This is a genomic window from Vibrio sp. ABG19, from assembly GCF_029962385.1.
Taxonomy (GTDB): domain Bacteria; phylum Pseudomonadota; class Gammaproteobacteria; order Enterobacterales; family Vibrionaceae; genus Vibrio; species Vibrio ostreae.
The window spans coordinates 809584-834803 of the sequence record NZ_CP071707.1; the positions used below are offsets into that span (position 1 = coordinate 809584).

Annotated in this window: 24 protein-coding genes; 12 read left to right on the plus strand and 12 right to left on the minus strand. The window is 49.3% G+C overall.

From position 1 onward, the window contains the following. Positions 1 to 63: 63 nt before the first annotated feature. From J0X00_RS03600 to J0X00_RS03630, 7 genes are all read left to right on the plus strand, one after another. On the plus strand, positions 64 to 972 hold the full coding sequence (locus tag J0X00_RS03600; RefSeq protein ID WP_136486879.1) for a siderophore ABC transporter substrate-binding protein: 909 nt from the start codon (positions 64 to 66) through the stop codon (positions 970 to 972). 54 nt (positions 973 to 1026) lie between these two features. Further along, positions 1027 to 1965, plus strand: coding sequence for an iron chelate uptake ABC transporter permease subunit VctD (vctD, locus tag J0X00_RS03605; protein WP_136486877.1), 939 nt, complete (start codon positions 1027 to 1029; stop codon positions 1963 to 1965). After that, the gene (vctG, locus tag J0X00_RS03610) at positions 1955 to 2905 is read left to right on the plus strand and encodes an iron chelate uptake ABC transporter permease subunit VctG (RefSeq protein WP_218561833.1); all 951 of its coding nucleotides are present in this window, start codon (positions 1955 to 1957) and stop codon (positions 2903 to 2905) included. The genes vctD and vctG overlap by 11 nt, the downstream gene beginning before the upstream one ends. 2 nt (positions 2906 to 2907) lie before the next feature. Then, complete coding sequence (vctC, locus tag J0X00_RS03615; RefSeq protein WP_136486873.1) at positions 2908 to 3669, plus strand: iron chelate ABC transporter ATP-binding protein VctC; 762 nt, start codon at positions 2908 to 2910, stop codon at positions 3667 to 3669. 354 nt (positions 3670 to 4023) lie between these two features. Next, the gene (locus J0X00_RS03620) at positions 4024 to 5214 is read left to right on the plus strand and encodes an acetate/propionate family kinase (RefSeq protein ID WP_282476338.1); all 1191 of its coding nucleotides are present in this window, start codon (positions 4024 to 4026) and stop codon (positions 5212 to 5214) included. A 241-nt stretch (positions 5215 to 5455) separates the two neighbouring features. After that, entirely contained in the window at positions 5456 to 6280 is an 825-nt protein-coding gene (locus J0X00_RS03625) for an AraC family transcriptional regulator (protein ID WP_282476339.1), read from the plus strand. 33 nt (positions 6281 to 6313) lie between these two features. Continuing rightward, a complete protein-coding gene (locus J0X00_RS03630) occupies positions 6314 to 6904 on the plus strand; it encodes a LysE family transporter (RefSeq protein WP_282476340.1) in 591 nt (196 codons plus the stop codon). Between the two features lie 63 nt (positions 6905 to 6967). Here J0X00_RS03630 and J0X00_RS03635 read toward each other — a convergent pair whose 3' ends face one another. From J0X00_RS03635 to J0X00_RS03655, 5 genes are all read right to left on the minus strand, one after another. Next, positions 6968 to 7417, minus strand: coding sequence for a PTS sugar transporter subunit IIA (locus J0X00_RS03635; protein WP_168797040.1), 450 nt, complete (start codon positions 7415 to 7417; stop codon positions 6968 to 6970). Beyond that, positions 7414 to 8670, minus strand: coding sequence for a PTS ascorbate transporter subunit IIC (locus tag J0X00_RS03640; protein WP_282476341.1), 1257 nt, complete (start codon positions 8668 to 8670; stop codon positions 7414 to 7416). Before J0X00_RS03640 ends, J0X00_RS03635 begins: the two co-directional genes overlap by 4 nt. Positions 8671 to 8682: 12 nt before the next feature. Next, entirely contained in the window at positions 8683 to 8952 is a 270-nt protein-coding gene (locus tag J0X00_RS03645; RefSeq protein WP_282477000.1) for a PTS sugar transporter subunit IIB, read from the minus strand. 255 nt (positions 8953 to 9207) lie between these two features. After that, a complete protein-coding gene (locus J0X00_RS03650) occupies positions 9208 to 9687 on the minus strand; it encodes a hypothetical protein (RefSeq protein ID WP_206208426.1) in 480 nt (159 codons plus the stop codon). Positions 9688 to 10042: 355 nt separating this feature from the next. Next, entirely contained in the window at positions 10043 to 12769 is a 2727-nt protein-coding gene (locus J0X00_RS03655; RefSeq protein WP_282476342.1) for a DUF2339 domain-containing protein, read from the minus strand. A gap of 198 nt (positions 12770 to 12967) precedes the next feature. Here J0X00_RS03655 and J0X00_RS03660 point away from each other — a divergent pair, with 198 nt between their 5' ends. From J0X00_RS03660 to J0X00_RS03680, 5 genes are all read left to right on the plus strand, one after another. Then, positions 12968 to 13210 carry a YrhK family protein gene (locus J0X00_RS03660; protein ID WP_136486966.1) on the plus strand — a complete coding sequence of 81 codons (243 nt, stop codon included), beginning with the start codon at positions 12968 to 12970 and terminating at the stop codon, positions 13208 to 13210. Positions 13211 to 13352: 142 nt separating this feature from the next. After that, a complete protein-coding gene (locus J0X00_RS03665) occupies positions 13353 to 13961 on the plus strand; it encodes a histidine phosphatase family protein (protein ID WP_136486857.1) in 609 nt (202 codons plus the stop codon). A gap of 246 nt (positions 13962 to 14207) precedes the next feature. Beyond that, the gene (gene yiaY, locus J0X00_RS03670) at positions 14208 to 15356 is read left to right on the plus strand and encodes an L-threonine dehydrogenase (protein WP_282476343.1); all 1149 of its coding nucleotides are present in this window, start codon (positions 14208 to 14210) and stop codon (positions 15354 to 15356) included. A 310-nt stretch (positions 15357 to 15666) separates the two neighbouring features. After that, positions 15667 to 16518, plus strand: coding sequence for a helix-turn-helix domain-containing protein (locus tag J0X00_RS03675; protein WP_282476344.1), 852 nt, complete (start codon positions 15667 to 15669; stop codon positions 16516 to 16518). Between the two features lie 65 nt (positions 16519 to 16583). Next, the gene (locus J0X00_RS03680; protein ID WP_282476345.1) at positions 16584 to 17354 is read left to right on the plus strand and encodes an alpha/beta hydrolase; all 771 of its coding nucleotides are present in this window, start codon (positions 16584 to 16586) and stop codon (positions 17352 to 17354) included. A 107-nt stretch (positions 17355 to 17461) separates the two neighbouring features. Here J0X00_RS03680 and ahpF read toward each other — a convergent pair whose 3' ends face one another. The 7 genes from ahpF to J0X00_RS03715 all read right to left on the minus strand — a co-directional run bounded on the left by ahpF (position 17462) and on the right by J0X00_RS03715 (position 25065). Further along, positions 17462 to 19030: an alkyl hydroperoxide reductase subunit F gene (gene ahpF / locus J0X00_RS03685; RefSeq protein ID WP_282476346.1), complete on the minus strand. Its 1569-nt coding sequence runs from the start codon at positions 19028 to 19030 to the stop codon at positions 17462 to 17464. A 156-nt stretch (positions 19031 to 19186) separates the two neighbouring features. Beyond that, positions 19187 to 19744: an alkyl hydroperoxide reductase subunit C gene (gene ahpC / locus J0X00_RS03690; RefSeq protein ID WP_136486846.1), complete on the minus strand. Its 558-nt coding sequence runs from the start codon at positions 19742 to 19744 to the stop codon at positions 19187 to 19189. Between the two features lie 216 nt (positions 19745 to 19960). Then, on the minus strand, positions 19961 to 20908 hold the full coding sequence (locus tag J0X00_RS03695) for a hydroxymethylglutaryl-CoA lyase (RefSeq protein WP_282476347.1): 948 nt from the start codon (positions 20906 to 20908) through the stop codon (positions 19961 to 19963). Continuing rightward, positions 20905 to 21735 carry an enoyl-CoA hydratase-related protein gene (locus J0X00_RS03700; protein ID WP_282476348.1) on the minus strand — a complete coding sequence of 277 codons (831 nt, stop codon included), beginning with the start codon at positions 21733 to 21735 and terminating at the stop codon, positions 20905 to 20907. The genes J0X00_RS03695 and J0X00_RS03700 overlap by 4 nt, the downstream gene beginning before the upstream one ends. A gap of 15 nt (positions 21736 to 21750) precedes the next feature. Beyond that, positions 21751 to 23352 (minus strand): carboxyl transferase domain-containing protein, encoded by a 1602-nt coding sequence (locus J0X00_RS03705; RefSeq protein WP_282476349.1) that lies wholly within the window; start codon positions 23350 to 23352, stop codon positions 21751 to 21753. An 18-nt stretch (positions 23353 to 23370) separates the two neighbouring features. Then, positions 23371 to 24540, minus strand: coding sequence for an isovaleryl-CoA dehydrogenase (locus J0X00_RS03710; RefSeq protein WP_282476350.1), 1170 nt, complete (start codon positions 24538 to 24540; stop codon positions 23371 to 23373). Between the two features lie 153 nt (positions 24541 to 24693). Further along, complete coding sequence (locus tag J0X00_RS03715) at positions 24694 to 25065, minus strand: MerR family DNA-binding transcriptional regulator (protein ID WP_282476351.1); 372 nt, start codon at positions 25063 to 25065, stop codon at positions 24694 to 24696. Between the last annotated feature and the right edge of the window lie 155 nt (positions 25066 to 25220).

Sequence of the window (25220 nt, forward strand, 5' to 3'; positions counted from 1 at the left end):
GTTGCCACATCTTAATGCGAATGCTTCTCAAAATATATCGCAATGATTAGTAAAAGGAAGATTATGAAATCCGTTATCAGTTTGACGTCTCTGGCTTTGGTCCTGTCTTTTTCAGCCCATTCTGCAGAAGTGACTATTGAACATCAGATGGGTAAAACCACTCTGGAACAGAAACCTCAACGTGTTGTTGTGATTGGCTTAGGCGCGCTGGATGCGGTCGACAGCTTTGGTATCAAGCCGGTGGCTGTCTCTAAAGTGCCACAACTTCCGCCGTATCTGGATAAATACCACGGCGATGATTACGCACAGGCTGGTTCTCTGTTCGAGCCGGATTTCGAGTCTATTTACACCCAGAAACCAGATTTGATCATTGTGGGTTCACGTGCCGCAACAGCCTACGATGAGCTGTCTAAAATTGCACCGACCATCGTTTTTGCTGTCGATGACAGTAAAGGTTACTGGGAAAGCACGCAGGAACAGTGGCATAACCTGGGTAAAGTGTTTGATATTGAACCGCAAGTTGACGCTAAAATTGATCAGCTGAAGAAAGAGATCAAACAGGTACATGATTACACTGATCACCATACCGTGGATGCCCTGACGGTGATGAGCTCAGGCGGTAACCTGACCACGTTTGGTAAAGACTCTCGTTTCTCTGCTATCTATCGTGATTTTGGTTTTAAAGAAAACACCAAGGTAAAACAGACAGGCAAACATGGTGATCTGATCTCTTACGAATTTATTCGTGAGCACAACCCGCAGACGCTGTTCATCATTGACCGTGACAAGCTGGTTAACAAAGGCGTAAGCCACACCCATGAAGAGTTTGAAAATGATCTGGTGAAAGCTACGGATGCTTATCAGAATAAACGCATGAAGTTTTTGGATTTGAACGCCTGGTACATCTCAGCCGCTGGTGTTAAAGCCACCGAGCAGATGGTGGCAGACATGAAAAATTCTGTTGGCCTTTAATCATGTGTAACGGTGTCTGCCCTTAGGGCAGGCACTGGCAAGCCTAGGTTAGTTGTGAAAAAATTATTGCTCGTTTTTGTAATTGTGAGCCTGTCTTCACTGTTTGTGGGGGTGGGCAATTTGTCGTTTGTAGGCCTGCTAAGCGGTGATGCCGAAAGCTGGAATCTGCTTGTTACCAGCCGTGTACCGCGTTTGCTGGCGGTGTTACTGGCCGGAGGCGGACTGAGTATCGCCGGCCTGATAATGCAGCAGGTCAGTCAGAACCGATTCGCTGCACCTTCCACTTCCGGCACCATCGAATGTGCCATGCTGGGATATGTATTAAGTCTGGTGATATTTGGTGATGGCAACAACCTTTGGTTGATCTTTGCTGTCGCGATGGCCGGAACCCTGGTGTTCGTGCAGTTTATTCAGCGCATTCAGTTTAAAAATGCCATTTTTGTCCCTTTGGTCGGCATCATTTTTGGTAATGTGGTCAGCTCTGCTGCGACCTTTATTGCCTACAAATTCGATGCGATTCAAAACCTCTCCGGCTGGGCAGTCGCGAACTTCGCCAACTTGTTGAAAGGCAATTACGAACTGCTGTATATCGCGGTGCCGGTCGCGATTTTCAGCTATCTGTATGCCGCACGTATTTCTGCGGTCGGTATGGGCAAAGATTTTGCGGTTAACCTCGGCCTTAACTATCAGCAGGTTCTCATCATTGGTGTCTGTCTGGTTTCGGTGATGTCGGCGACTGTCGTAATGATTGTCGGAGAGTTGCCGTTCCTGGGGCTGATTGTGCCGAACATCGTCAGTTATTACTATGGCGACAATTTGCGTCTCAACATTCCTCGCACCGCTATTTTTGGTGCCTTGCTGGTACTGCTGTGTGATTTGTTGGGGCGTGTGATCATTTTCCCTTATGAAGTGCCTATTTCTATGATCATCAGTATTTTTGGTGGTTTTGCATTTATCGCTCTTATCCTGCGAGGTCAGCGTCATGCAGGATAAAACCAAACTGACGGCGATGATTGCCCTTGCCGTCGTATTTGCTGCATTATTCATTGGTGTCGGATTAACCGCCGATAATTATGAGTATTTCCTGTCGCGCCGTGTGCCGAAAGTGTTAGCTATTGTGCTGGCCGGCATCGCAATCGCACAGTCTTCATTGGCGTTTCAGACCATCACCCACAACCGTATTCTTACCCCGAGTATCATGGGTTTTGATTCCCTGTACTTGTTTGTACAGGTGGCGATTGTGGCACTGTTTGGTGGGTTGAGCAGCTTCGCTATTAATGCTTATCTGAATTTTTCACTTTCTGTTGCGGCGATGATGGGGTTCTCGGCCCTGTTATTTACTTTTTATTTCAGTAAAGAGAAACGTAACCTGATGGCGCTATTGTTGATGGGGGTGATTTTTGGCCAGCTGTTCTCGAATATTGCTTCGTTTTTGATCATGCTGATGGATCCGAATGACTTTGCGTCCGTTCAGGCCAATATGTTTGCCAGCTTTAACAATGTAAAAGTGAGCCTGGTATATCTGGCAACGCCGTTGCTGTTAGGCATAGCCTTGTTATTGTTCCGAATGCACCGCGTGCTGGATGTGTTCTGGCTCGATAATGATAATGCAGTCAGCCTTGGGGTAGACGTTCGCAAAACTACCCGCCAGGTCCTGCTGCTGAGCGCGGTTCTGATTTCAATTTCCACCGCGTTGGTGGGGCCAATTATGTTCTTCGGTATCCTGGTGACGAACCTGACCCGGGAATGGTTTAAATCTTACCAGCATCGTGTGCTGTTGATTGCCTGTTCTGCCATGTCTGTTCTGGCTCTTTTGGCCGGGCAGTGGATGGTGGAAAAAGTGTTCCATTTCGGGACCACACTAAGTGTCATCATTAACTTCGTTGGCGGCATTTATTTCCTTTCTCTTCTGATTCGTAACAAAGTGGTTTAGCTATGATTCTACTCGATAAACTGACGAAAAAATTCGGCCAACATGCAGTGGTAAAAGAGGCCAGTGCGGAGTTCGAGAAAGGTAAAGTCACCTCAATCATCGGCCCGAATGGGGCAGGTAAGAGTACTTTGCTGTCGATGGCCAGCCGCCTGGTCAATCGTGATGCCGGTAAAGTGTGGATCGATAGTAAAGAACTGGTGGACTGGGATACCAAAGCCCTGGCGAGAAAACTGTCGGTGTTGCGCCAGGCGAACAGCTTAACCATGCGTTTTACAGTGCGTGAGCTGGTGGCCTTCGGGCGCTTCCCATACTCGCAGGGCAAACTGGATGCGAACGATCAGCAGGTGATCGACCAGTCGATCAACTACCTTGATTTGAGCACGATTCAGCACAAGTATCTGGATGAACTGAGTGGTGGTCAGCGCCAGCTTGCGTTTATTGCCATGGTGATTGCGCAGGATACCGACTACATCTTCCTCGATGAGCCGCTCAACAACCTGGACATCAAGCATTCGCTGCAGATCATGGCAACAATTCAGCGTCTGGCCCATGAGCTGAATAAAGCCGTGGTGGTTGTTATTCACGACATCAACTTTGCTTCCTGTTATTCGGATTACATCATCGCACTGAAGAAAGGCGAAGTGGTTGCAACGGGTAGTGTGGAGTCTGTTATTCAGGAAAGTGTTCTGAGTGAAATCTACGAAACCCCATTCCGGGTGCTGGAGATCGAAGGCAAGCGCATGTGCTTGTATCACACTCACTAAGCATGATGACAGAGGCACAAGGCGGTGATTTTTCGCAACCGATTCTATGCCGACATTTTCAATCGAAAAGCCAGTGGTTCTGCCACAGGCTTTTTTTCGTTCTGATGATGCATTTTACGCGTTACTGGTCGGCCAAGACACGCTCCATTAAGAAATGCAGTTAAAAAATAGTGACATATGGAAATATTTCTACACTCGAAAAAAATATTTTGTTGTCAAAGATCAACAAAATTTCGTTTTCATCACACAAAAAACTAAAACAAAGTTGAAAGATTCAAAAATTATTGAATAATAGGGCCAGCAAACGGAGAAGCTCAGGCTTCGCAAATTTAGTCGGAAACAGGATACATCCCCATGTCGAACTCGTACGTGCTGGTTATCAACTCAGGCAGCTCCTCACTTAAATTCGCGGTCATTGATTCACAATCGGGTGACGCCCTGGTCTCTGGTCTTGGTGAATGTTTTGGTTTGCCAGAAGCTGAAATCAGCTGGAAATACCAAGGTGAGAAAACCGTCGAAGCGATCCCGGCAGGAGGCAATCATCACCAGTATGCGGTCAATCGGGTGGTAAGCTTGCTGGAGACCCTGGGGCTGACTTCTCAGTTTGTCGCTGTGGGTCATCGTATCGTGGCTGGTGGCGAAACCTTTAAAGGTACGGTCAAAGTGGATGAAGCGGTGATAGAAGAAGTTGAACGCCTGGCTGAACTGGCTCCGCTGCATAACAAAGCCAATGCAACCGGTATGCGCGCTGCAATGGCTGCGTTCCCAAACCTGCCACAGTTCGCTGTTTTTGATACCGCCTTCCACCAAACCATGCCACCTAAAGCCTTTATCTACGGCCTTCCTTACGAGTTATATGAAGAACAGAAAGTTCGCCGCTACGGTGCCCACGGTACCAGCCACTATTACGTTAGCCGTGAAGCGGCCAAGATGCTGGATAAGCCGGTAGAGCAGAGTAACTTCATCACGGTTCACCTGGGTAACGGTGCGTCGGTCACTGCCATTAAGAATGGTGAGTGCGTTGATACCAGTATGGGTCTGACTCCGCTGGCTGGTTTGATGATGGGAACCCGTTGTGGTGATATCGACCCAAGTGTGATCGAATTCCTGTTCCGCAAAGGCTGGCAGCAAGACGAGCTGTTTGACATGCTCAACAAGAAATCAGGTTTCCTTGGCGTCTCCGGTGTGACCAGCGACGCGCGTGGTGTGCTGGAAGCGATGGAAAAGGGCAATCCGCGTGCCCGTCTGGCATTTGAGATCTTTACCTACCGGGTCGCGAAATACATTGGTTCGTACATGGTGGCGATTGGTGAAGAAGTCGATGCGATTGTGTTTACTGGTGGTATCGGTGAAAACTCACTGCCAATTCGCAGCGAGATTCTTAACTACCTGAAAGTGTTTGGCTATCAAGAAGATGACAAAGCGAATGCTGACGCTCGTTTCGGTCAGTCTGGCGTGATTACCGCCAAAGACTCCAAACTGGCGGTTGTGATTCCGACTAATGAAGAATTTGTGATTGCCCAGCAGTCAGTGGCCATGCTGTAAGCGTATGCGCTGATTGGTAAACAGATACGAAAAAGCGAACCACAGGGTTCGCTTTTTGACTTAACAGCGCTGAGTCACGGTGAAAATTTTCGTAACTTATCCGTGTCCTCGCAATTTATCCAGAAAATCAGAGCTGCGGACAGTGTTTTGCTGGTCTTTAACTTCGCAATTTTATTCTATTCTTCCGCTGGCGGAGTTTTTATACTGAATCCCTACAGTAACGCGAGTGATTAGCAGCATCATGCAAGAGCAGTTTCAGTATCTTCCGAGTCAGCATATTCATGGTTTGAGCGCTTTTTCTGCCCAGATGAAAGAGTTCAGCTATGACAAGCATGCGCATGAAGAGTACAGCATTGGTGTGACTCGCAAAGGTCGTCAGGATTTTTTCAGTGACGGCGTTTTTCATAAGAGTAATGCCGGTAACGTGATGTTGTTTAATCCGGAGCAGGTCCACGATGGCAGTGCAGGAGCACGCTCGGAGCTGCAATATGAGATGCTCTATATTCCGCAGGCAACCCTGACTAATCTGATGCGGTCGCTCGGACACATATCGGACGATCAGATTCGTCTTAAATCGTCGATCTTCAACGATCACGCGCTACGCAGTCAGGTATTGAATCTGAGCCAAATGATGGGGCAAGCTGCTCTGTCCGCTCTGGAAGAAGAAGCCGCGTTGCTGGCGATTGCCCAGTCAGTCATCCGCCTCGGAGGCGGTACGTTTCATTCCGGCCATTATCACCAGCGTAAAGATACTCTGTTACTGCGTGCCAAAGAGTACATTCTCTGTAATCTGAGTCAAAAGATGACAGTCGATGAGATTTGCCAGGCAGCGAACATGTCCAAATACCATTTTATTCGCGAATTTAACCAGCAGTTTGGTATGACGCCGCATCAATATGTGCTTAATTGCCGTATTAACAGGGCGAAACAGGCACTGCATACCGGGGATAAAGTATCCGATGTCGCGGTTAACTTTGGTTTTTCGGATGTGAGCCATTTAAATCGTAAGTTCAAAAAGAGCTTCGGCATCACACCGCATCAATATCAGCGTCAATTAAACGTTTGATTTTCACTATCTGATTGATTCTAAGAGTAACCCATGACAGACATAATTCTTTATGCCTTTGGCGTGATGTACACGCCTGGGCCGGTGAACGCTATTGGTTTAAATAATGGGATTCAAAAGCAGCCGCGTATTTTGGGCTTTTTTTCTGGTGTGGCCGTTGCCATGTTTATCCTGTTTTTTTCACTCGCTCTGATCGGTGAACAGGTGATGAACGAATCACTGCTACAAGGCGCCTCAGTGCTGGGCAGCCTGTATATCCTCTGGCTGGCGTACAAGATATTCAGCGCTCCGGTCGGAGATGATGTTCATGCCCAACCACGTACGCTGACTTTTCGCGATGGGCTGCTGATGCAATTGCTTAACCCAAAAGGCATAACGGTGGCATTGCCGGTCGCAACCGTGCAGTTTTCGAACGCAGGGATTACTGGCCTGCTACTGTTTGCCTGGTGTATCGGTCTTGCAGTATTCGCCTTTGGCGCGCCATGGGCGTACTGTATGTTTGGACGCTTCATGGGAAAAAATATTAATCACACCCGTTATCTGATCATGATTAATAAACTGATGGCACTGTTTTTAGTTATTGTTGCGGTGAGTATGGGCGGGAGTATGTTTTCACTCTACTGACTATTCGATAAGAAAAGCCCTCAGAGATTTGAAGGCTCACTGTGTAAGAAAACGAATTGTCGTTTAATACTTTTTAAGGATTGCTGCTATATCATTTTTATTGTCAGATGAAATAATGGCGTTAATATCATCGTCATTTTGAAATAATTCAGATAAAGCGACAATGGTTTGGATATGGCTGTCTGAATCGATGGCGGCCAGAGTTACCGAAAAATAAACATCACCATTATCCTCTGACTCTAAGTCTACGCCGTTTTTAAATACGGTAATTTGTAAACAAGCTTCGTTGACACCGTCCTCTGGTCGGGCATGTGGCATTGCAATCTTAGGGGCCAACACATAATAGGCTCCAATTTCCCCATGCTTTGCTTTAATAGCGTCTAAGTAACTCTTATCGACTTTTCCTTGCTCAATTAAGGTTGAACAGGTGATATCTAGTGCAGCATCAACGGTGAGGTTTTTTTCTGTGTTGATAACAATACTGTTATCGCCAATTAAATTAAATATACTCATGAAACAAGCCAACCCAAAGCTAGACCAATTACACCAAAATCAAAGTCAGCAAACGTCGTTGCTTCCAGACCAAGGCCACCAAGTACCGGTAGTAGCATCATCGGCAGGAATGAAATACAAAGACCTTGAGCAAATGAACCGAGAATGGCACCACGCAGGCCACCCATTGCGTTGCCATAGACACCCGCAGCGCCGCCGACGAAGAAATGAGGAACCACACCAGCGACGATAATTGTCCAGTTAAAAGCACCTTGTACCGCCATAGCCACTAGTCCAGCGGCGAATGAAGACAAGAAGCCAATCAATACCGCATTCGGTGCTACAGGGAATACCATAGGGCAATCCAGGGCAGGGCGAGCTCCGGGTACTAACTTGTCAGAGATACCTTTAAATGCTGGCACGATTTCAGCGATGAGCATTTTTACACCTTGCAGTACGATATAAACACCGCCGGCAAATATCAGTGACTGAATGAAAGTAAATACTACCCAGTTTTGGCCGCCTGAGACGGTTTCTACAAAATCACCACCTGCAAAAATAGAAGATATCAGGAAGAACAATGCCATGGTTACGGCAACTGCGACTGGTGTATCACGTAAGAACATTAAACTTTTAGGCACATTTAGATCTTCTGTTGATTTAGATGTGTCACCAAATTTTGAACCAACAAATCCAGCAATAATGTAAGAGAATGTCGAGAAGTGTCCCATCGCGAGTTGGTCAGTATTCATAACTTTCTCGGTGTATTTTTGCACGAGTGCTGGCATGATAACCATCAATGAGCCAACGATGATTGAGCCCATAGCTACAAGAAGAGTGCCCTCTATTTTTGCAGTCGACAGAATGACAGCAACTAGCATCGACATAAACATCGTATGATGTCCGGTGAGGAAAATAAATTTCAATGGTGTAAAGCGTGCCAGAAGAATGTTCACAATGAAGGCAAAGAACATAATCAGTGCCATTTCATAACCGAAGGCCTTTTGCGCGAGCGCGACAATGGCTTCGTTGTTAGGAATTACACCACTTACCCCAAAAGCTTCAACAAAAACTGTTGAGAAGTTGTTTAGTGCGCCAACCAGTGCGCTGGCACCAAAACCTAAAATCAGGAAACCCATTACGGTTTTTATCGTACCTTTAAGGATAGTGGATACATCCGATTTTTGAGCGACCAGTCCTATAAATGCAATAAGACCAACCATGATCGCTGGCTCTTTTAATAAGCCGAGCATAAATTCGAAAAAGTTTGCCATGGTGTTATTCCTTTAGATAAAGCTTTTCAACTGTTCTTCGATTGAAGCTTTATCAAAGATGTTTTTTAGGCTCACTATGTTTTCTTTACCTTGCTCTGATAATTGGTTTGCGACATCAGTTGCCGCTACCCATATATCCGCTTTACTGGATGATGCAGAAGAAAGATCCTCATGATCTACTTCAGCAGATAAACCAATTTTAGCAGCAACTTCTTTAACGGCCATTTCCATCATCAGCGACGTACCAAGGCCGTTACCACATACAACCATAATCTTTTTCATCATTTAATTCTCTGTAGGGTTTAATTAGTATTAATTATTTTTTCCTTTATAGGATGTGAAAAAGAATAACGAATTGATGGAAAATTAAATATGAGTTATGTCACAAAGGTAAATTGACCTTGTGACGCAGATCTCGTTAATGGGTAAGATTTTTAGGCAGCTTAAAGCCCAGTTTAAACCTCAGAATAAAATATGTGATCCAGATCTTATAAGTTTGACCATTGGGAAGGAGTATTTAGCGCGGATATGAACTGACTATTTGCCGTAGTCAGAAAGCATCTTTTTGAGCAGGCTATTAACGTCTTTGGTTTTCTTACTTCGTTTAGTCAGCGCACTCAATGATTTTGGTACCTTAACGGAATCTTGGGTTTCTTCTTCAGTTTCACTATTATCACGAAGTTTTTGTACCGCTGCCATGATTAAGCGAACTTCTTGTCCTTCACTATTCTCAAGCACAACAATATTTTCTGACTCAACTTGTACAATGGTTAGAATACCATGTTTTACTGATTCAATTTTTTCACCCACCATTACGGACTGGGGAGGTACCGAACGATCTGAAACTTGTCCGCTGCGCAACTTTGCTGCGGTGATAGAACGTATATTTCCGGTATTCTCAAACGCAACTATCACCGTATGAGTATTGTAATATTCGACGACTGTGACAAAGCCATGCTTTTTAGTTTCAAACCTTGCGCCTATTTGCATATCATGCGGCGCGTCCATTTTTTTCATTAACATCCTGAATTCCTGACACCACCTATCGCCATCTAAGCCGACAAGTAAAGAAACCGATGTCTTAAAGTATATACGCTCACTGCCTTGATAGAAATCACTAGGTTAAGTTGATTTCTATCAAGGCGAGGTGAAGTCAGGAACAAAACACCCAAGATTTATTATTTTCCTTATTTATAAAGTGGCTCGAATAAACTCTTTATAGTGAAAATAAGTCGCAGGGACATAGGGTAAAACTCACAACGAATTTTAGGTATCAGGCACCCCCAACGCTCAATACCGGCCCGGTTCACAATTAAGAGCAAAGTTATTTTAGGGACTTTTCAAACCCAAGAGTTTCGACGTTTTAACAGCATCAACGACCAACGTCGTTATTCTCTGTTTTCATTCTCTGAAACAGCCACCCCACACCGAGTAAACTCAGACCCAATCCCAGGAAAGACAGCGCGCGGTACAGGCCGGTCAGCTGCGACATGTCGATCAAAAATGCTTTACAGACCACGGCGGCCAGCACGATAAAACCGGTTTGGGTGAGGGCAGGTTGCGTCATGCGGCGCGCGGCAATCAGTGTCAGCACGGAAATCAGCAGCCAGACCAGTGAGTAAGTGTACATCTCCAGTTGTTCGGTCGGTAGGCCAAGCCAAATCATATCCTGATGGAATGCATGCCTGATGGTGCCGTTGATAAACAGCAGTAACCACAAGGCGCTGATGCCATACAGTGCCGGTTTTATCTGGCTGGTGAGCAGATTTAAACGCGCCGCGGCCAGTAATAATAACGCCGGTATTAACCACAGCGGCAGCATCCAGTTCCACAGTGGAGCGTTGCCGATGGTCAAAGCTGAAAACCACGGATTAAAGGTGGTCAGTAGGGCGATGTGGTACAGCGCGGAGCCAGCAGTTAATAAAGCTGCGAAGCCTAGATAAACCGGGCGCAGTGTGCGGGAATACTGACTACGGTAGGCATAGACAGTTGCCATGATCAGCCAGTTCATTGCCAGAAGTATCGCTTCTTTGAAACTTGGCGCGCTGAAATCAGGATAGTGACCGACCAGTTGATAACTGCTTTCGGTGGTGACCAGCAGCGCCACCACGTGCAACATAGCTCCGGCAATAATTTGACGCAGTTGTCTGTCCTGATAGTAGCGGCGGGCGTAAGCGAGAATGATCAGGATCAGCGGGTAAACGATGAGGGTCCAGTGTACGCCCAGAACCTGATCATTTTGGTATTCATCCAGCCACGGGAAAAGGGTGAGGCGGATTAATAATACGGCCAGTAACACTTTGACCAGCCATTGGGGCGGAGTGAGTGTCAAACGCTGACACCAGTAGCCAAGCCCGATGAGCTGCAAGCTTAAGGCGAGGGTCAGTGTGCTTGATTCCAGCAGCATGGTTAAGATCAGGCTGATATTAAGGTTAGCGAGCAGAATACCTGACAACTTGACCCAGCCCCGTGGCTGCTGGGCGGTTATCCGCTCGGCAATCAAAGCCAATACCAATAGTTCAACGGCCCATAGTGAATACATGCCCAGGTTAGCCTGCGGCGGCGAGAAAATATAGCTCAGGGCGAACAGGGAAGTTGGCCCGATCACCAGCAGCAGAGAAAAGGCCAGCCGTTTGGGCAGCCAATGCTGCATCCATAGCGCGTAGCTAAACAGCGCCAGGGCGATCGCCTGACTGTAAAGATGAGCGCCGCTGAACATGAAATCGAGATCGGTATAATTCGTTTGTGGCAATAGCATCCACCAGGTCGCGATGGAGAGCAGCCAGCCAAGCAGAGGCCAGGTATCAAATGCGGAGTGACGCAGCGGCCCGCTACACAGCAGAGCCAGTAACAGTACCGTGACGACAATTAAGCTTGGCTGATAACCATGCACCACATAGAAGAGCCACACCGGCAATAATGAAGCGAGCAAGCCGGCTTGCTCCTTTCTCGGCATGAACAGCACCCTAAGCGATAATGGCCGCTGCGGGCCTTGTTGCAGGCGCCACCCCAGGACATCGCTCAGTACATAGAGGTAAAGTGAAATCAGGGCAAACAGCACAATAATCCAGGCATCAGACACCGCACTGAGGACAATCAATCCGAGCAGCCAACTGAAGTGAGCGCAGAAGCTTAGCCACCACAGCCAAGGGCGCCTGACCCGGTTGGCAACTACGATAGCGGACGCGCTGACCAAAACAATATAGCCGGCGATGGTCAGCAGGCTGTCATTGAATGACCAGAAAGGGAACGGCACCGAGTAGGCGCCTAAAATGCCAATCACCGCCACGATTGGTCCATAACGCAGTGTCATGGCGGTGGCTGTCAGTGCGATGATGGCAAGCATAACGAACGCAGTGCCAGACGAGATGAGCTGATAGTAGTGAGATGCGACCAGCGTCATGGCGTAGCAGGTGATGACACCGGCTGACACCAGCGCGGCGCACAGATAGTCGCTGTGGATCTCTAGAGCTTGTTTTTTACGGGTCAGATATTCCGCTGCCGCAATAAAGCCGATCCCGACCATAAAGCCCAGTAGTACCCGGGTTAGCGGTGAAAGCAGGCCTGCTTCGAGAGTGTACTTGGCCAGGAAAAGACCACCAAAGGTCAATACAATTCCGCCGAGCCAGAACAGCGCGTTGGTGGATTGATCGCCAGTCGGAAAGTTGGCGATCACCTGACGAATACGGCTCCACCATGCATTGGCAGCTGCATTTGTGTTAGGTGAAATTTTAGCGGCCAGTTTGACCTGATAACCTTGTGGCCAGGCTGCGGCGTGCGCTTCTGTTTGCTGGCCTGAGTCCTTGGGTTGTTGAGCTTGAGAAGCCAGTTTCTGCGTAGAAACAGATCGCTGCGCAGAAATAGATCGCTGCGCAGAAACAGATCGCTGCACAGAAACTGGCTGCGGATTTGAAGGCTGCTCGGCAAACGATGCGGCATAACTCTCGCTGTCTGACTGACTTTGCAACTGACGTTCTAATTGATCAATGCGCCGCTGCAATTCGGCGAACTGACGTTGCGAACGTATACCCAGCATGGCGCCGTATGCGATAAAACCTATCAGAGCGAACATCGCAACCAGCATTATCAGATAAATCATCTCTATTGTTATGAACTCGTCAGCCACATATAGAAATACTATAGCCCAGATAGACAATAGGTTGTTGATTTTTAAACACTGACTCACCGAATGTTTGAGTTATGAGTCAGGTTTGCATATCGAAGGTGGCTTCGCTAGGGTAGTGTCAGGTGGATTGAGCTTAAGGTGGAAGTGGTGAAAAGTACACAGACTCGGGAAATGGATTTCGATATCGGTAATCAGCATATTGTCATTCAAGCACGCTACGAAGCACTTGGCGCGTTTAATGATTTATTGATTGCGGTGTGGTTTTTGCTGGGCAGTTTTTTCTTTCTCAATAATGCACTGATTGAAAGCGGCACCTGGCTGTTTATTGTTGGCAGCGCACAACTGATTATTAAACCTGCGATCAAACTGACCAGCTTGATCCATCTCAACCGAATTCGCGGTCAGCAGGGATGACGAGGAATACTCAGCGCTGGAGCGGAGAGAGCGGTCAGCAGGATGGAGTGTTAGCCCGATCGCCATTATGGTCTGATGCCTTTGCCCTAGATAACGGGATTGGGTAATGTGGCGGTTTGCGGACCATGAAGTCAAGACAGGCATGACCAGAAAAATCTTTGTGCTGAGGCACGGACAAACCCAGTTTAACGCCGAGCGTAAGTTGCAGGGGCACTGCAATTCACCGCTTACTGCGACAGGCAAAGCGCAAGCCCTGGCGATGGGCACACACCTCAAATCTCATTTACAAGGCCGAAGCTATCGCATGTATGCCAGTTCACTCGAACGTGCAGTAGAAACTGCGCACATTATTTGTGATGAAGTCGGTTATGCTAAAACTGACCTCACCCATGAGCCCCGCCTGAAAGAGTTCTCGCTTGGGCAATGGGAAGAAAAACCTTTGTTCGATCTGCTGGATGAAAAGCCTGATCTCCTGGATGCGCCCGACTGGTATCTGCAAGCACCAGACGGAGAGTCGTTTGCGGAGGTAAAATATCGGGTTAATGCGTGGTTAGATGAAGCGCCGCATCATCTGGATCTGGTGGTGGTTTGTCATGGCCTGACCGGGATTGTGTTGCGCGGCCTTTTGCTGGGTTTAAGCTACGATGACATCTGGCAACTCGATCTTCCTCAGGATGCTTTCTATATTATCAAAGACGGTGAAGTTGAGCGGGTCAGTTGTTTTCATGACGGTCACTTTTTGGGGCGCTGAGAGAACGCATTCAACACGTTTCAAGATGCAGGTCAGAATAGCCTGGCTGAGCAATTTTTAACTGGGTATTTCACTTTTATGATTTTGATCAAGTTTCCTTTCGTGGTTTTGAAAATACGAGCTACTTTGTTGAAAAACGCGTGAGTTATCCCTTTTTGTCCCTGATAGCCTACCGGCAATGATTCGTAACGTATGGAGTTACGGACACGCAAAGCGCCATTGTTGGCTGCGCAAAAGGAGCACAAAATGTCTAATATGTTTTACATTCCTTCCTCTAACCTGATGGGTCCTGGTTGTCTGAGTGAAGCGGCAACTGCCATTGCCTCGCACGGTTTTAATCGCATTCTGATCGTGACAGACAAATTTCTGAACAAAATCGGGGTCGTGGAAAAAGTCAGTAAACTGCTTGAGCAAGCTGGTGTTGTGTCTGTTGTGTTTGATGAAACCAAACCTAACCCAACGGTGGAAAACGTCGAAGCGGGCCTGGCTAAGTTAAAAGCCAACAACTGTGACTGTGTGATGTCACTGGGCGGCGGTTCACCTCACGACTGTGCGAAAGGGATTGCGCTGCTGGCGGCCAATGGCGGTGAAGTTAAAGATTATGAAGGAGTGGATCGTTCAGCGAAACCGCAACTTCCTCTGTTTGCAGTCAATACCACAGCCGGTACTGCATCAGAAATGACCCGTTTTTGTATCATTACCGATGATGCGCGTCATATCAAAATGGCGATCGTTGACAAGCACGTCACGCCACTGATGTCGGTGAATGATCCGGAGCTGATGCTGGCTAAACCTGCATCGCTGACAGCGGCAACCGGCATGGATGCACTGACTCACGCCATCGAAGCTTACGTTTCTATTGCTGCAACGCCGATCACTGATGCGGTAGCGATTAAAGCGATTGAGATGATTCAGGCTAACCTGCGCCAGGCAGTCGATCATGGTGATGACATTCAGGCTCGTGACAACATGGCTTACGCTCAGTTTATGGCCGGTATGGCGTTTAACAACGCATCATTGGGTTACGTGCACGCGATTGCTCACCAGTTGGGTGGTTTCTACGACCTGCCACACGGTGTATGTAATGCCGTCCTCCTGCCACATGTACAGCGCTACAACAGCGAAGTCGCCGCTGAGCGCCTGACTGACGTTGCTCGAGCACTGGGTGTGGATACAACAGGTATGACAGGCAGCGACGGCGCGGCGGCAGCCATTGCGGCGATTTGTCAGTTGTCTTCTGATGTACGCATCCCGGCAGGCCTGACAGAGCTGGGCGTTAAAGAAGAAGACTTCGACATCCTGGCCGAAAATGCGCTGAAAGATGCTTGTGGTTTCACGAACCCTAAACAAGCTACGCATGAAGAGATCGTTGCGATTCTGAAAGCGGCAATGTAATCAGATAAGGCGCGGATGCCATTTCGCTGCGCTTTTGTCATCATCATACTGATTACAGTAAACACATTCTGCCCGCACTTCGCTGCGGGCATTTTGTTTTCGTGAATGAGTGCAGTCGCTAAGTTCGCATTCTTGTCACATTGTATTTGCAGTTTTATCGTGTAGTCTGCTCAAGATTGTAAACCAGGCCTCATTCTTGCCTTTGTTACACGCCAAATACTCCCTTTTTCAGCGCAAGTGATGTTTAACACCGCATTTATTCACTACACTGACAATCTCGAAAAATAACAATAATGACGACTTGGATGGCATGAAAACACTCAATAGTTTCCACCGCGTCGATGAAACGCAATACGCGTTATCGACCGGTAAAGTCAATCTGCTGCATTATCATCTGCCTAAGCATTTTCAGGGCGAATACCGCTGCTTTGAAACGCCACGCCTGTGTACGATTTTGCAGGGCGAAAAGCATATCCGAATCAATCAGTCTGAGTCGTTGAGTTACCATAAAGAGCAATGTGTGCTGTTACCACCTCATGCCAATGTCATGATGTCGATGCCGGAGTTTACCGAGGCGCTGGTGTATGAGTTCAGCGAAGATGTACTGGAAGATGTCAGTGCCAGAGTCAATGAGCAGTTGGAAGTTGACACGTCTTTACAGGCTGAAAACGGCCACTTTCAGCTGTCCGGTTTACAGGATCGGATGTCAGCCTTACATCTGCGCACACTGGAGATTCTGCGCAGCAATGACAGTAACATTCCCTTTCTGATCGATCTGGTGACGCAGGAGATGGTGTATGAGCTGATGAAACGCCAGGGATCTTACGATATTTTGTCTCAGCACAAAAATCATCCGATTCATCGCGCAATTCGCCTCATGAAGTCATCGGTCAGCGAAGTCTTGTCGATCTCGCAACTGGCAGAAGAAGTGCAGATGTCACTGCCCAATTTCAGCCAGAAGTTCAAACTAGTGACTAACCAGACTCCGAAAGAGTACCTGACCCGGCTCAAGTTGCAGCAGGCAAGGCGCTACCTTAGTCATTTGTCGGTGACTGACACGGCGCTTGAACTTGGCTATGAAAATATTTCCCACTTTATCCGCCTGTTCAAAAAAGAGTTTGGTGTGACTCCGAAGCAGTTCAAACTATCACGCCACAGTTAGTCTTACACTTCAGATATTGTCAGCCATAATTTTTCTTTGTGATGGCGTATCACGGAGAGTCGTGTATGTCGGTATCACCGTTACTATCTTTATCATTGCCTTTATCACCGTCTTTGAGCCAGAACACGGTGCTGATTCGTGGTTTGTTTCGCGGCAAATACCACTGGGGTGATTTACCGCAACGCCTGCAAGGTCTGTTTCCGCAGCGCCGTTTCATCTGCCTCGATATTCCTGGTAGCGGCACCCGCTGTAAAGAAATCTCCCCCTGTCACATTGATGCCATGGTTGAAAGCTTGCGTAATCAACTGCCAAAGGACCAACCGGTTGATCTGATTGCGATGTCGATGGGCGGCATGATTGGTTTGCAGTGGGCGCATAACTATCCGCAGCAAGTGCAAAGTTTGTTGTGTATCAACACCACCGCAAGTGGGTTCAGCCGGTTTTATCAGCGGCTGCGCCCGCAACATTATCTCACCATTCTCAGCGCATTGCGCGCTGATCCCGAGCGCAGGGCTGAGCTGATCTATTCCATGGTTTCTAATCGCCGGCCTGATCAGCAAACTATTACCGACTGGGCCGAGCTGGAGCGGCGTTATCCGATGCAAAGCGGTAATTTTTTCCGCCAACTGGTGGCGGCGATGCGTTTTCGGGCGATAAAACCATCGTGCCCGGTTTGCTTTATCTCGTCACTGCGCGATCAACTGGTTAGTCACCACGCGACTCAGGCGTTAGCGCTTGCCTGGGATTGCAGTCTGGTCATCAATGAACAGGACGGACATGATATACCGCTCGATAATCCTGACTGGTTGTGCCAGCAACTGACCGAATGGCTGTAGTGCGGACAATTGATAGGTGTGTTAATTTAGTGTGCATTTTTAGTGGCTGATTTACCGGATATAAAAAGGGCGAACCTGTGGTTCGCCCTTGTCTTTCATTCAGCTTGTTAGCCCTGTTTGCGAATCAGGTAATCAAAGGCTCCCAGGCTTGCTTTTGCACCTTCACCCATCGCAATGATGATTTGCTTGTAAGGTACGGTGGTTGCGTCACCGGCCGCAAAAACGCCTGCCATGCTGGTTTCACCGCGGCTGCCAATTTCGATTTCACCACGATTGGAAAGTTCAATTGCAGAATCTTTCAGCCACTCCGTGTTTGGAACCAGACCGATTTGAACGAAGATACCGGACAGTTCAAGCTGCTTGATTTCGTCAGTATTACGATCTTTATAAGCCAGACCGGTCACGCGCTTACCATCACCGATGACTTCGGTGGTCTGTGCCATGGTGATGATATCCACGTTAGGTAATGAATTCGCTTTGTTAATCAGCACCTGATCGGCACGCAATGTGTCGGCAAATTCCAGTACCGTTACGTGTTCTACGATGCCCGCCAGATCAATGGCCGCTTCGATACCTGAGTTACCACCACCGATGACGGCGGTTTTCTTACCTTTGAACAGCGGACCGTCACAGTGTGGGCAGTAGGCCACCCCTTTATTACGGTATTCTTGCTCGCCCGGTACGTTCATTTCACGCCAGCGTGCACCAGGGCTCAGGATAATACTGTTACTTTTCAGAGTCGCGCCACTTTGCAGATTGACATGGATTTTGCCGTCGGCGGTAAATTCCGAGCCCATCAGCTTTTCGGCTTGCTGTTCGGTAATAATATCAACGCCGTATTCTTTAAGGTGCTCACCAAGGTTCGCCGCCAGTTTTGGTCCTTCAGTGTGTTTCACCGAGATAAAGTTCTCGATTGCCATGGTGTCCATCACTTGGCCACCCAAACGCTGAGCAACAATACCGGTACGGATACCTTTGCGGGCTGCGTAAATTGCTGCTGCCGCACCAGCCGGGCCACCGCCCACAACCAGTACATCGTATGGGTCTTTTTCGTTCAGGCTGGCGGCCGCTTTCTCTGCTGCGCCGTCGTCTAACTTGTTGAGTATTTCAGCCAGTGTCATACGACCCTGACCAAACAGTTCGCCATTTACGAATACACTCGGTACTGCCATGATATCGCGCTGTTTTACTTCATCCTGGAACAGGGCGCCATCGATCATGGTGGTGCGTATATCTGGATTAATCGCGGCCATCATATTGAAGGCTTGCACTACATCCGGACAGTTCTGGCATGACAGGGAGATAAACACTTCCACGTCCAGCTTTTTGTCCAGTCGTGCAATCTGCTCAATCGTGGCCTGATCGAGTTTGATCGGATGGCCGCCTGAGTGCAGCAGTGCCAGAACCAGAGAAGTAAACTCATGACCCATAGGGACGCCGGCAAAACTCAAAGAGGTGCCTTTGTCCGGGTTGGTTAATGTCATGACAGGCTTGCGATCACTGGCATTGTCGTCGCGTTCCACGCTGACAAGTTCGCTCAGCGAAGCAATGTCATTCGCCAGTTCAAGAATATTTTGCGCGCCTTTACTTTCATCTAGGCTGACCACTAGACGGACTGGCTGTTTTAAGTTCGCCAGATACTGAGATAACTGCTGTTTGATCGCTTGGTCTAACATACCGGGATACCTTTATTATTTATTTTAAATGGAGTGGTCACTCTGGATAAAAGGAAGAGCCAGCCGGGCATTCAGGTCGTCAGGTAGAGCGCCCGGCCAGCTCTTAAATCATCTTGTAATCATGGGATTACGGATTAATTTTGCTAGAAAGTCTGATTAGATTTTGCCAACCAGGTCCAGTGACGGAGCCAGAGTCTCTTCACCTTCTTTCCATTTTGCCGGACATACTTCGCCTGGGTGAGAAGCGACGTATTGCGCTGCTTTCACTTTACGCATCAGGTCTTCTGCGTCACGGCCGATACCTTCAGCAGTGATTTCCATAGCCTGGATAGTCCCTTCTGGATCAATCAGGAATGTTGCACGGTCTGCAAGACCCTGGCCTTCACGCATTACACCGAAGTTGTTGGTGATGTTGCCGGTTTGGTCGCCAACCATGTAGTAGTTGATCTTGCCGATAGTGTCTGAGCTGTCGTGCCATGCTTTGTGAGTAAAGTGGGTGTCAGTCGACACTGAGTAGACTTCAACACCGCGAGACTGAAGCTCTGCGTAATGGTCTGCAAGGTCGCCTAGCTCTGTCGGACATACGAAAGTGAAGTCCGCAGGATAGAAGAAAAATACTGCCCATTTGCCCAGAACGTCCTGTTCTGTGATGTCTACGAATTCGCCGTTTTTGAATGCAGTCGCGCTAAATGGTTTGATTTTAGTATTAATCATATTCCGAGTTTCCTTTAAGTTATTGGTTGGAATGTCTTGTCTTCGGGAACTATATTCCCACCAAGTCGAGATTAAGAAAAATCGCTTATTGCTATTAAATTGATAGGTGATTTCTATCCAAAAATGCGCTTAGTAAGCTTTGGTGCGAACGAGAGGAAGATCCAGAAAGGTGAGATCAGGAGGTTGGATTTTATTTTTCTTCTATTTTACAGCTGGTTATGTTTGTTTTTGCGCTAGCTTGCTGTACAGGGCCAGAGAGACTTTAGATATTGGCCTGCGGCCCAGAATATGGCTGATAGCCCAGCCCGCCTTGGCGACCTGCTGCAGATCGACCCCGGTGTGTATTCCCAGTCCTTGGCACAGATAGAGCACATCTTCTGTCGCCACATTGCCCGCCGCGCCTGGCGCGTAGGGGCAGCCACCTAAGCCGGCCACACTGCAGTCTATGGTGGTAATGCCCATTGACAGCGACTGATACAAATTGGCCAGAGCCATCCCCCAGGTATCGTGAAAATGCACGGCTAACTGCTTTGCCTGCACTTGTTTCCGGACTGCCTCAAGCATCCGGGCGATACGCAGTGGCGTGCCTGTGCCGATCGTATCGCCAAGCGAGATCTGGTAGCAGCCGAGGTCGCGCAATGCTCCGGCGACACTGGCGACTTGTTCGGGTTGGGTTGGTCCATCATAAGGGCAGTCAGCCACGCAGGAGAGATAGCCGCGGACTTTGAGTCCGAGCTTCTGCGCCTGGCTGACAACGGGTTCGAAGCGCTGCAGGCTTTGCTCGATTGAGCAATTGATGTTGTGCCGGCAAAAGCCCTGCGAAGCTGAAGTAAAGATGGCGATCTCATCCGCCTGACAGGCGATGGCCTGTTCGAGGCCGCGCAGGTTGGGAACCAGCGCCGAGTAAGTCACGGTCGGCGCGCGTTGAATGCCGCTGAACACTTCATGGGAGTCTGCCATTTGCGGCACCCATTTGGGGGAGACAAACGCACCGGCTTCAATATAAGTCAGACCGCTGGCCGATAGCTGGTCAATCAGCGCGATTTTAGCCGCGCTAGTGACCGCACTTTCATTTTGCAGCCCGTCACGGGCACCGACTTCAACCAGAGTGACGGCTGGTGGAAATTCGCACAAGAGGCCTGCCCGGGAAAGAAGCGCTTTCATTGAGGTTCTCCCGTGTTGCCGCCTGAAGGGGAAAGCCAGTTCGGCTTACGTTTGGCAAAAAAGGCATTCAGCCCTTCCTGACCTTCGGGTGAAACGCGGATATCGGCGATTAACTGGCTGGTATGGGCGATCAGTTTTTGGTCGAGGGGGCTGTCGGCACAGCGCTGGCACAGTGCTTTGGCCTGCGTCAGGGCGGCGGGGCTGTTGAGCAGGATTTGCTCGCTAAATTGTTGTACTGCCAGCGATAAATCTTGGGGCTGGTCACTGACCTGTTGATGAATTAACCCCATCTGCAGCGCGCTGGCGGCATCAAACGCTTCGGCGGTCAGCATATAGCGCCGTGCCTGTCGCTGGCCAAGGGTTCGGCACACATAAGGGGCAATGGTAGCCGGGATCAAACCCAGTTTCACTTCACTCAAACAAAAGCGGGCATCGGCAGTGGCTAGCGCGATGTCGCAGCAACAGATAATGCCCAGTGCGCCGCCGAATGCACAGCCTTGCACGGCAGCAATAGTCGGATGGGGAAAGGTATCCAGGGTCTGCATCAGCAGCGCCAACTGGGCGGCATCGCTGTGATTATCAGAATGTGATTTGGTCGCCATCGCGCGCATCCAATTGAGATCGGCACCGGCAGAAAAATGGCGGCCATTGGCCTTGATAACCAGCAGGCGCACTGCAGAATCTTTGGCCAAATCGTTGAGATGATGCAAGAGCAAAGCAATCATCTGATCATCAAACGCATTCGATTTATCAATACGGTTGAGGGTTAAACTGGCAATACCGCCGGCGGTCAGTTCACACAGTACACTTGGCTGATCTGGGTTCATGGCGCTATTCCTGGTTTACATGCGGAAAATACCGAACTGGCTGTCGGTGATTGGAGCGCGCAGCGCAGCAGTCAGTGCACGACCGAGCGTATCGCGGGTTTCGAGCGGATCGAGAATGCCGTCATCCCACAGGCGGGCACTGGCATAATAGGGGCTGCCCTGAGTATCGTATAACTCGACAATCGACTGCCTGAAGGCGGCGGCTTCCTGTTCTGGCCACTCTTGCTGACGCCGGGCCTGAATATCACGCCGGACTTGGGTCAGCACTCCGGCGGCCTGCTCACCGCCCATGACCGAAATGCGTGCATTGGGCCACATCCACATCATGGTCGGATTATAAGCGCGGCCGCACATCCCATAGTTGCCGGCACCATAAGAGCCGCCAATGATGACGGTGAACTTAGGCACGTCGGCACAGGCGACGGCCATAACCAGTTTCGCACCATGCTTGGCAATGCCTTCCGCTTCGACCTTTTTTCCGACCATGAACCCGGTGATATTCTGCAAAAATAGCAGCGGGATTCTGCGTTTGGCACACAGTTCAATAAAGTGGGCACCTTTTTGCGCGGACTCGGAAAACAGGATGCCGTTATTGGCCACGACACCGATGGCGTGACCGTGTAACGTAGCAAAGCCACAGATCAGTGAACTGCCATACAAGGCCTTAAATTCATCAAACTGAGAGTCGTCCACCAAACGGGCAATGATTTCGCGCACATCAAACGACAAGCGCAGATCAGCGTTAACGATCCCGTACATTTCTGCGGCATCATAGCGTGGCGGTAGCACCGAGTCAGGGGGAACTGTGGCTGAAAGGTTAGTGCTGGCGATCGCCTGGCGTGCAAGAGAGAGTGCGTGCTGATCATTGTCAGCGTAATAATCGGCGACACCGGATTTTTTACAATGCACATCCGCACCGCCCAGCTCCTCTTCACTGACCACTTCACCGGTCGCAGCCTTGACCAGCGGAGGCCCAGCGAGAAAAATGGTGCCTTGCTGGCGGACAATAATCGATACGTCTGCCATGGCTGGTATATAGGCTCCGCCCGCAGTGCATGGCCCCATCACGACCGCAATTTGCGGGATCCCTTTGGCCGACATGCGGGCCTGATTGTAGAAGATACGTCCGAAATGGTCGCGATCCGGAAAGACTTCGGCCTGATAAGGCAGATTGGCTCCGCCGGAGTCGACCAGATAGACGCAGGGCAGGTGGCAGCGTTCGGCAATTTCCTGGGCGCGCAGATGTTTTTTTACCGTGAGTGGATAATAAGTGCCGCCTTTGACGGCCGGATCATTCGCGACGACCATACACTCAATGCCGTGGATGGTGCCGATTCCTGCGACGACTCCTGCACAGGGCACATCATCTTCATAGACCTGCCACGCGGCGAACTGGCCGATCTCGATAAAGGGGCTGGCAGGATCGAGCAACTGAATCACCCGTTCGCGGACCGGCAGTTTGCCTTTCTGGCGCTGGCGTTCAATCGCTTGTTCGCCCGCCCCTTGCAGCAGGGTTGCCCTGTGCTCAGCAAGCTGCTCTACCAGTGTACTCATGTGTTCCAGGTTGCGTTGGTAAAGTTCTGAGCTGGTTTTGATTTTGCTGTTAATCACGGCCATACGCACTCCATTACAGGTTTAACGTGACTCGTTGAACAGTTCCCGTCCAATCAATATACGGCGGATCTCTGACGTTCCGGCACCGATTTCATACAGCTTGGCATCACGCAGCAGTCGGCCGGCCGGGAAGTCGTTGATATAGCCATTGCCGCCTAACAGCTGAATCGTATCTAACGCCATTTGTGTGGCCAGTTCAGCACTGTAAAGAATGGCTCCGGCTGAATCTTTACGGGTCACCTCGCCGCGGTCGCACGCGCCAGCGACGGCATACACATAAGCGCGTGCAGCAGTTAGGCGAGTATACATGTCGGCGACTTTGGCCTGAACCAACTGGAATTCGCCGATCGACTGACCGAACTGTTTGCGATCGTGAATATAGGGCAGGACCAGATCAATACAGGCTTGCATGATACCCAGCGGGCCACCGGCCAGAACAACCCGCTCGTAATCCAGTCCGCTCATCAGCACCTGAATACCGTGATTGACTTTGCCGAGCACGTTGCCATAAGGAACCCGGCACTGGTCAAAAACCAGTTCGCAGGTATTGGAACCACGCATCCCCAGCTTGTCGAGCTTCTGGGCTGAAGAGAAACCGGGAAATTCCCGCTCAACAATGAAGGCGGTAATGCCCCGTGAGCCGGCTTCGGCGGCAGTTTTTGCATACACAACCACCACATCGGCATCCGGTCCGTTAGTGATCCACATCTTAGTGCCGTTCAGTACAAAGTGGTCATTGCGGCGCTCTGCTTTGAGCTGCATGCCGACCACATCGGAGCCGGCATTAGGTTCGCTCATCGCCAGCGCACCTACCCAGACACCCTCGAGTAATTTGGGCAGATATTTGACCCGTTGGTCGGCATTGCCGTTGCGAAAAATCTGATTAACGCACAAGTTGGAGTGAGCCCCGTAACTGAGGCCGACGGAAGCGGAGGCGCGGCTGATCTCCTCCATGGTGATGACGTGGGCGAGGTATCCCATGTGCGCGCCGCCGTATTCCTCACTCACCGTGACGCCCAGCAATCCCATTTCGCCGAATAACGCCCACAGGTGCTCGGGAAACTGGTTTTGCCGGTCAATATGGTCGGCGATAGGGGCGATATGCTGAGCAGAAAACGCACTGACCTGCTCTCGCAACATGTCAATGGTTTCGCCCAATCCGAAATTGAGTGGCTGATACTGACTGTTCATAACACCTCCGCGTCTTTCCTTGCGCAGACACAGCGTGTTGAACAAAACGCTGTGGTCACAGAAAGCAGCTGACGAAAGATGAAAATACTATTGTAGGAAGCGTTCAGTACTTGGAAGAGTTAACCGTTCACCTTCGTTAACTATTAACCTTCGTTAGCTATTAACTTTCAGAGCCTGCTCGCAACGTTCGCGTGCCGCCTCCAACTCTCCCATCACGACTCCGATGTCATCCAACTGACGCTGCAAAACCGCTTTTTTATCATCAATAATATTGAGCATTTTCACTAACTGTGTCTCGCCCTGATGAGCATCGTAAAGCTCAAACAACTCGCGAATCTCGGCCAGAGAAAAACCCAGACGTTTGCCACGCAAAATCAACTTTAAACGGATCTTGTCCCGTCGCTGATAGATGCGCACTGTGCCTTTGCGCTCTGGCTGTATTAAGCCCATGTCTTCGTAAAAACGAATACTGCGGGTTGTAATATCGAACTCCTTGGCGAGTTCGCTGATTTTAAAAGTTTCCACTGACCGAAGTCCTCCAACTGCTCATTAGGGCTGGTCTGAAACCAGCGATGAGGGACGTTTGTGCTGTCAGTCACCTGTGACAGAATCAGGTGAGAATTTATTATTGTTGTGGGTTTGTTTCTTTACGTTTACGTAAATGTTAGTGCTATGCTTAC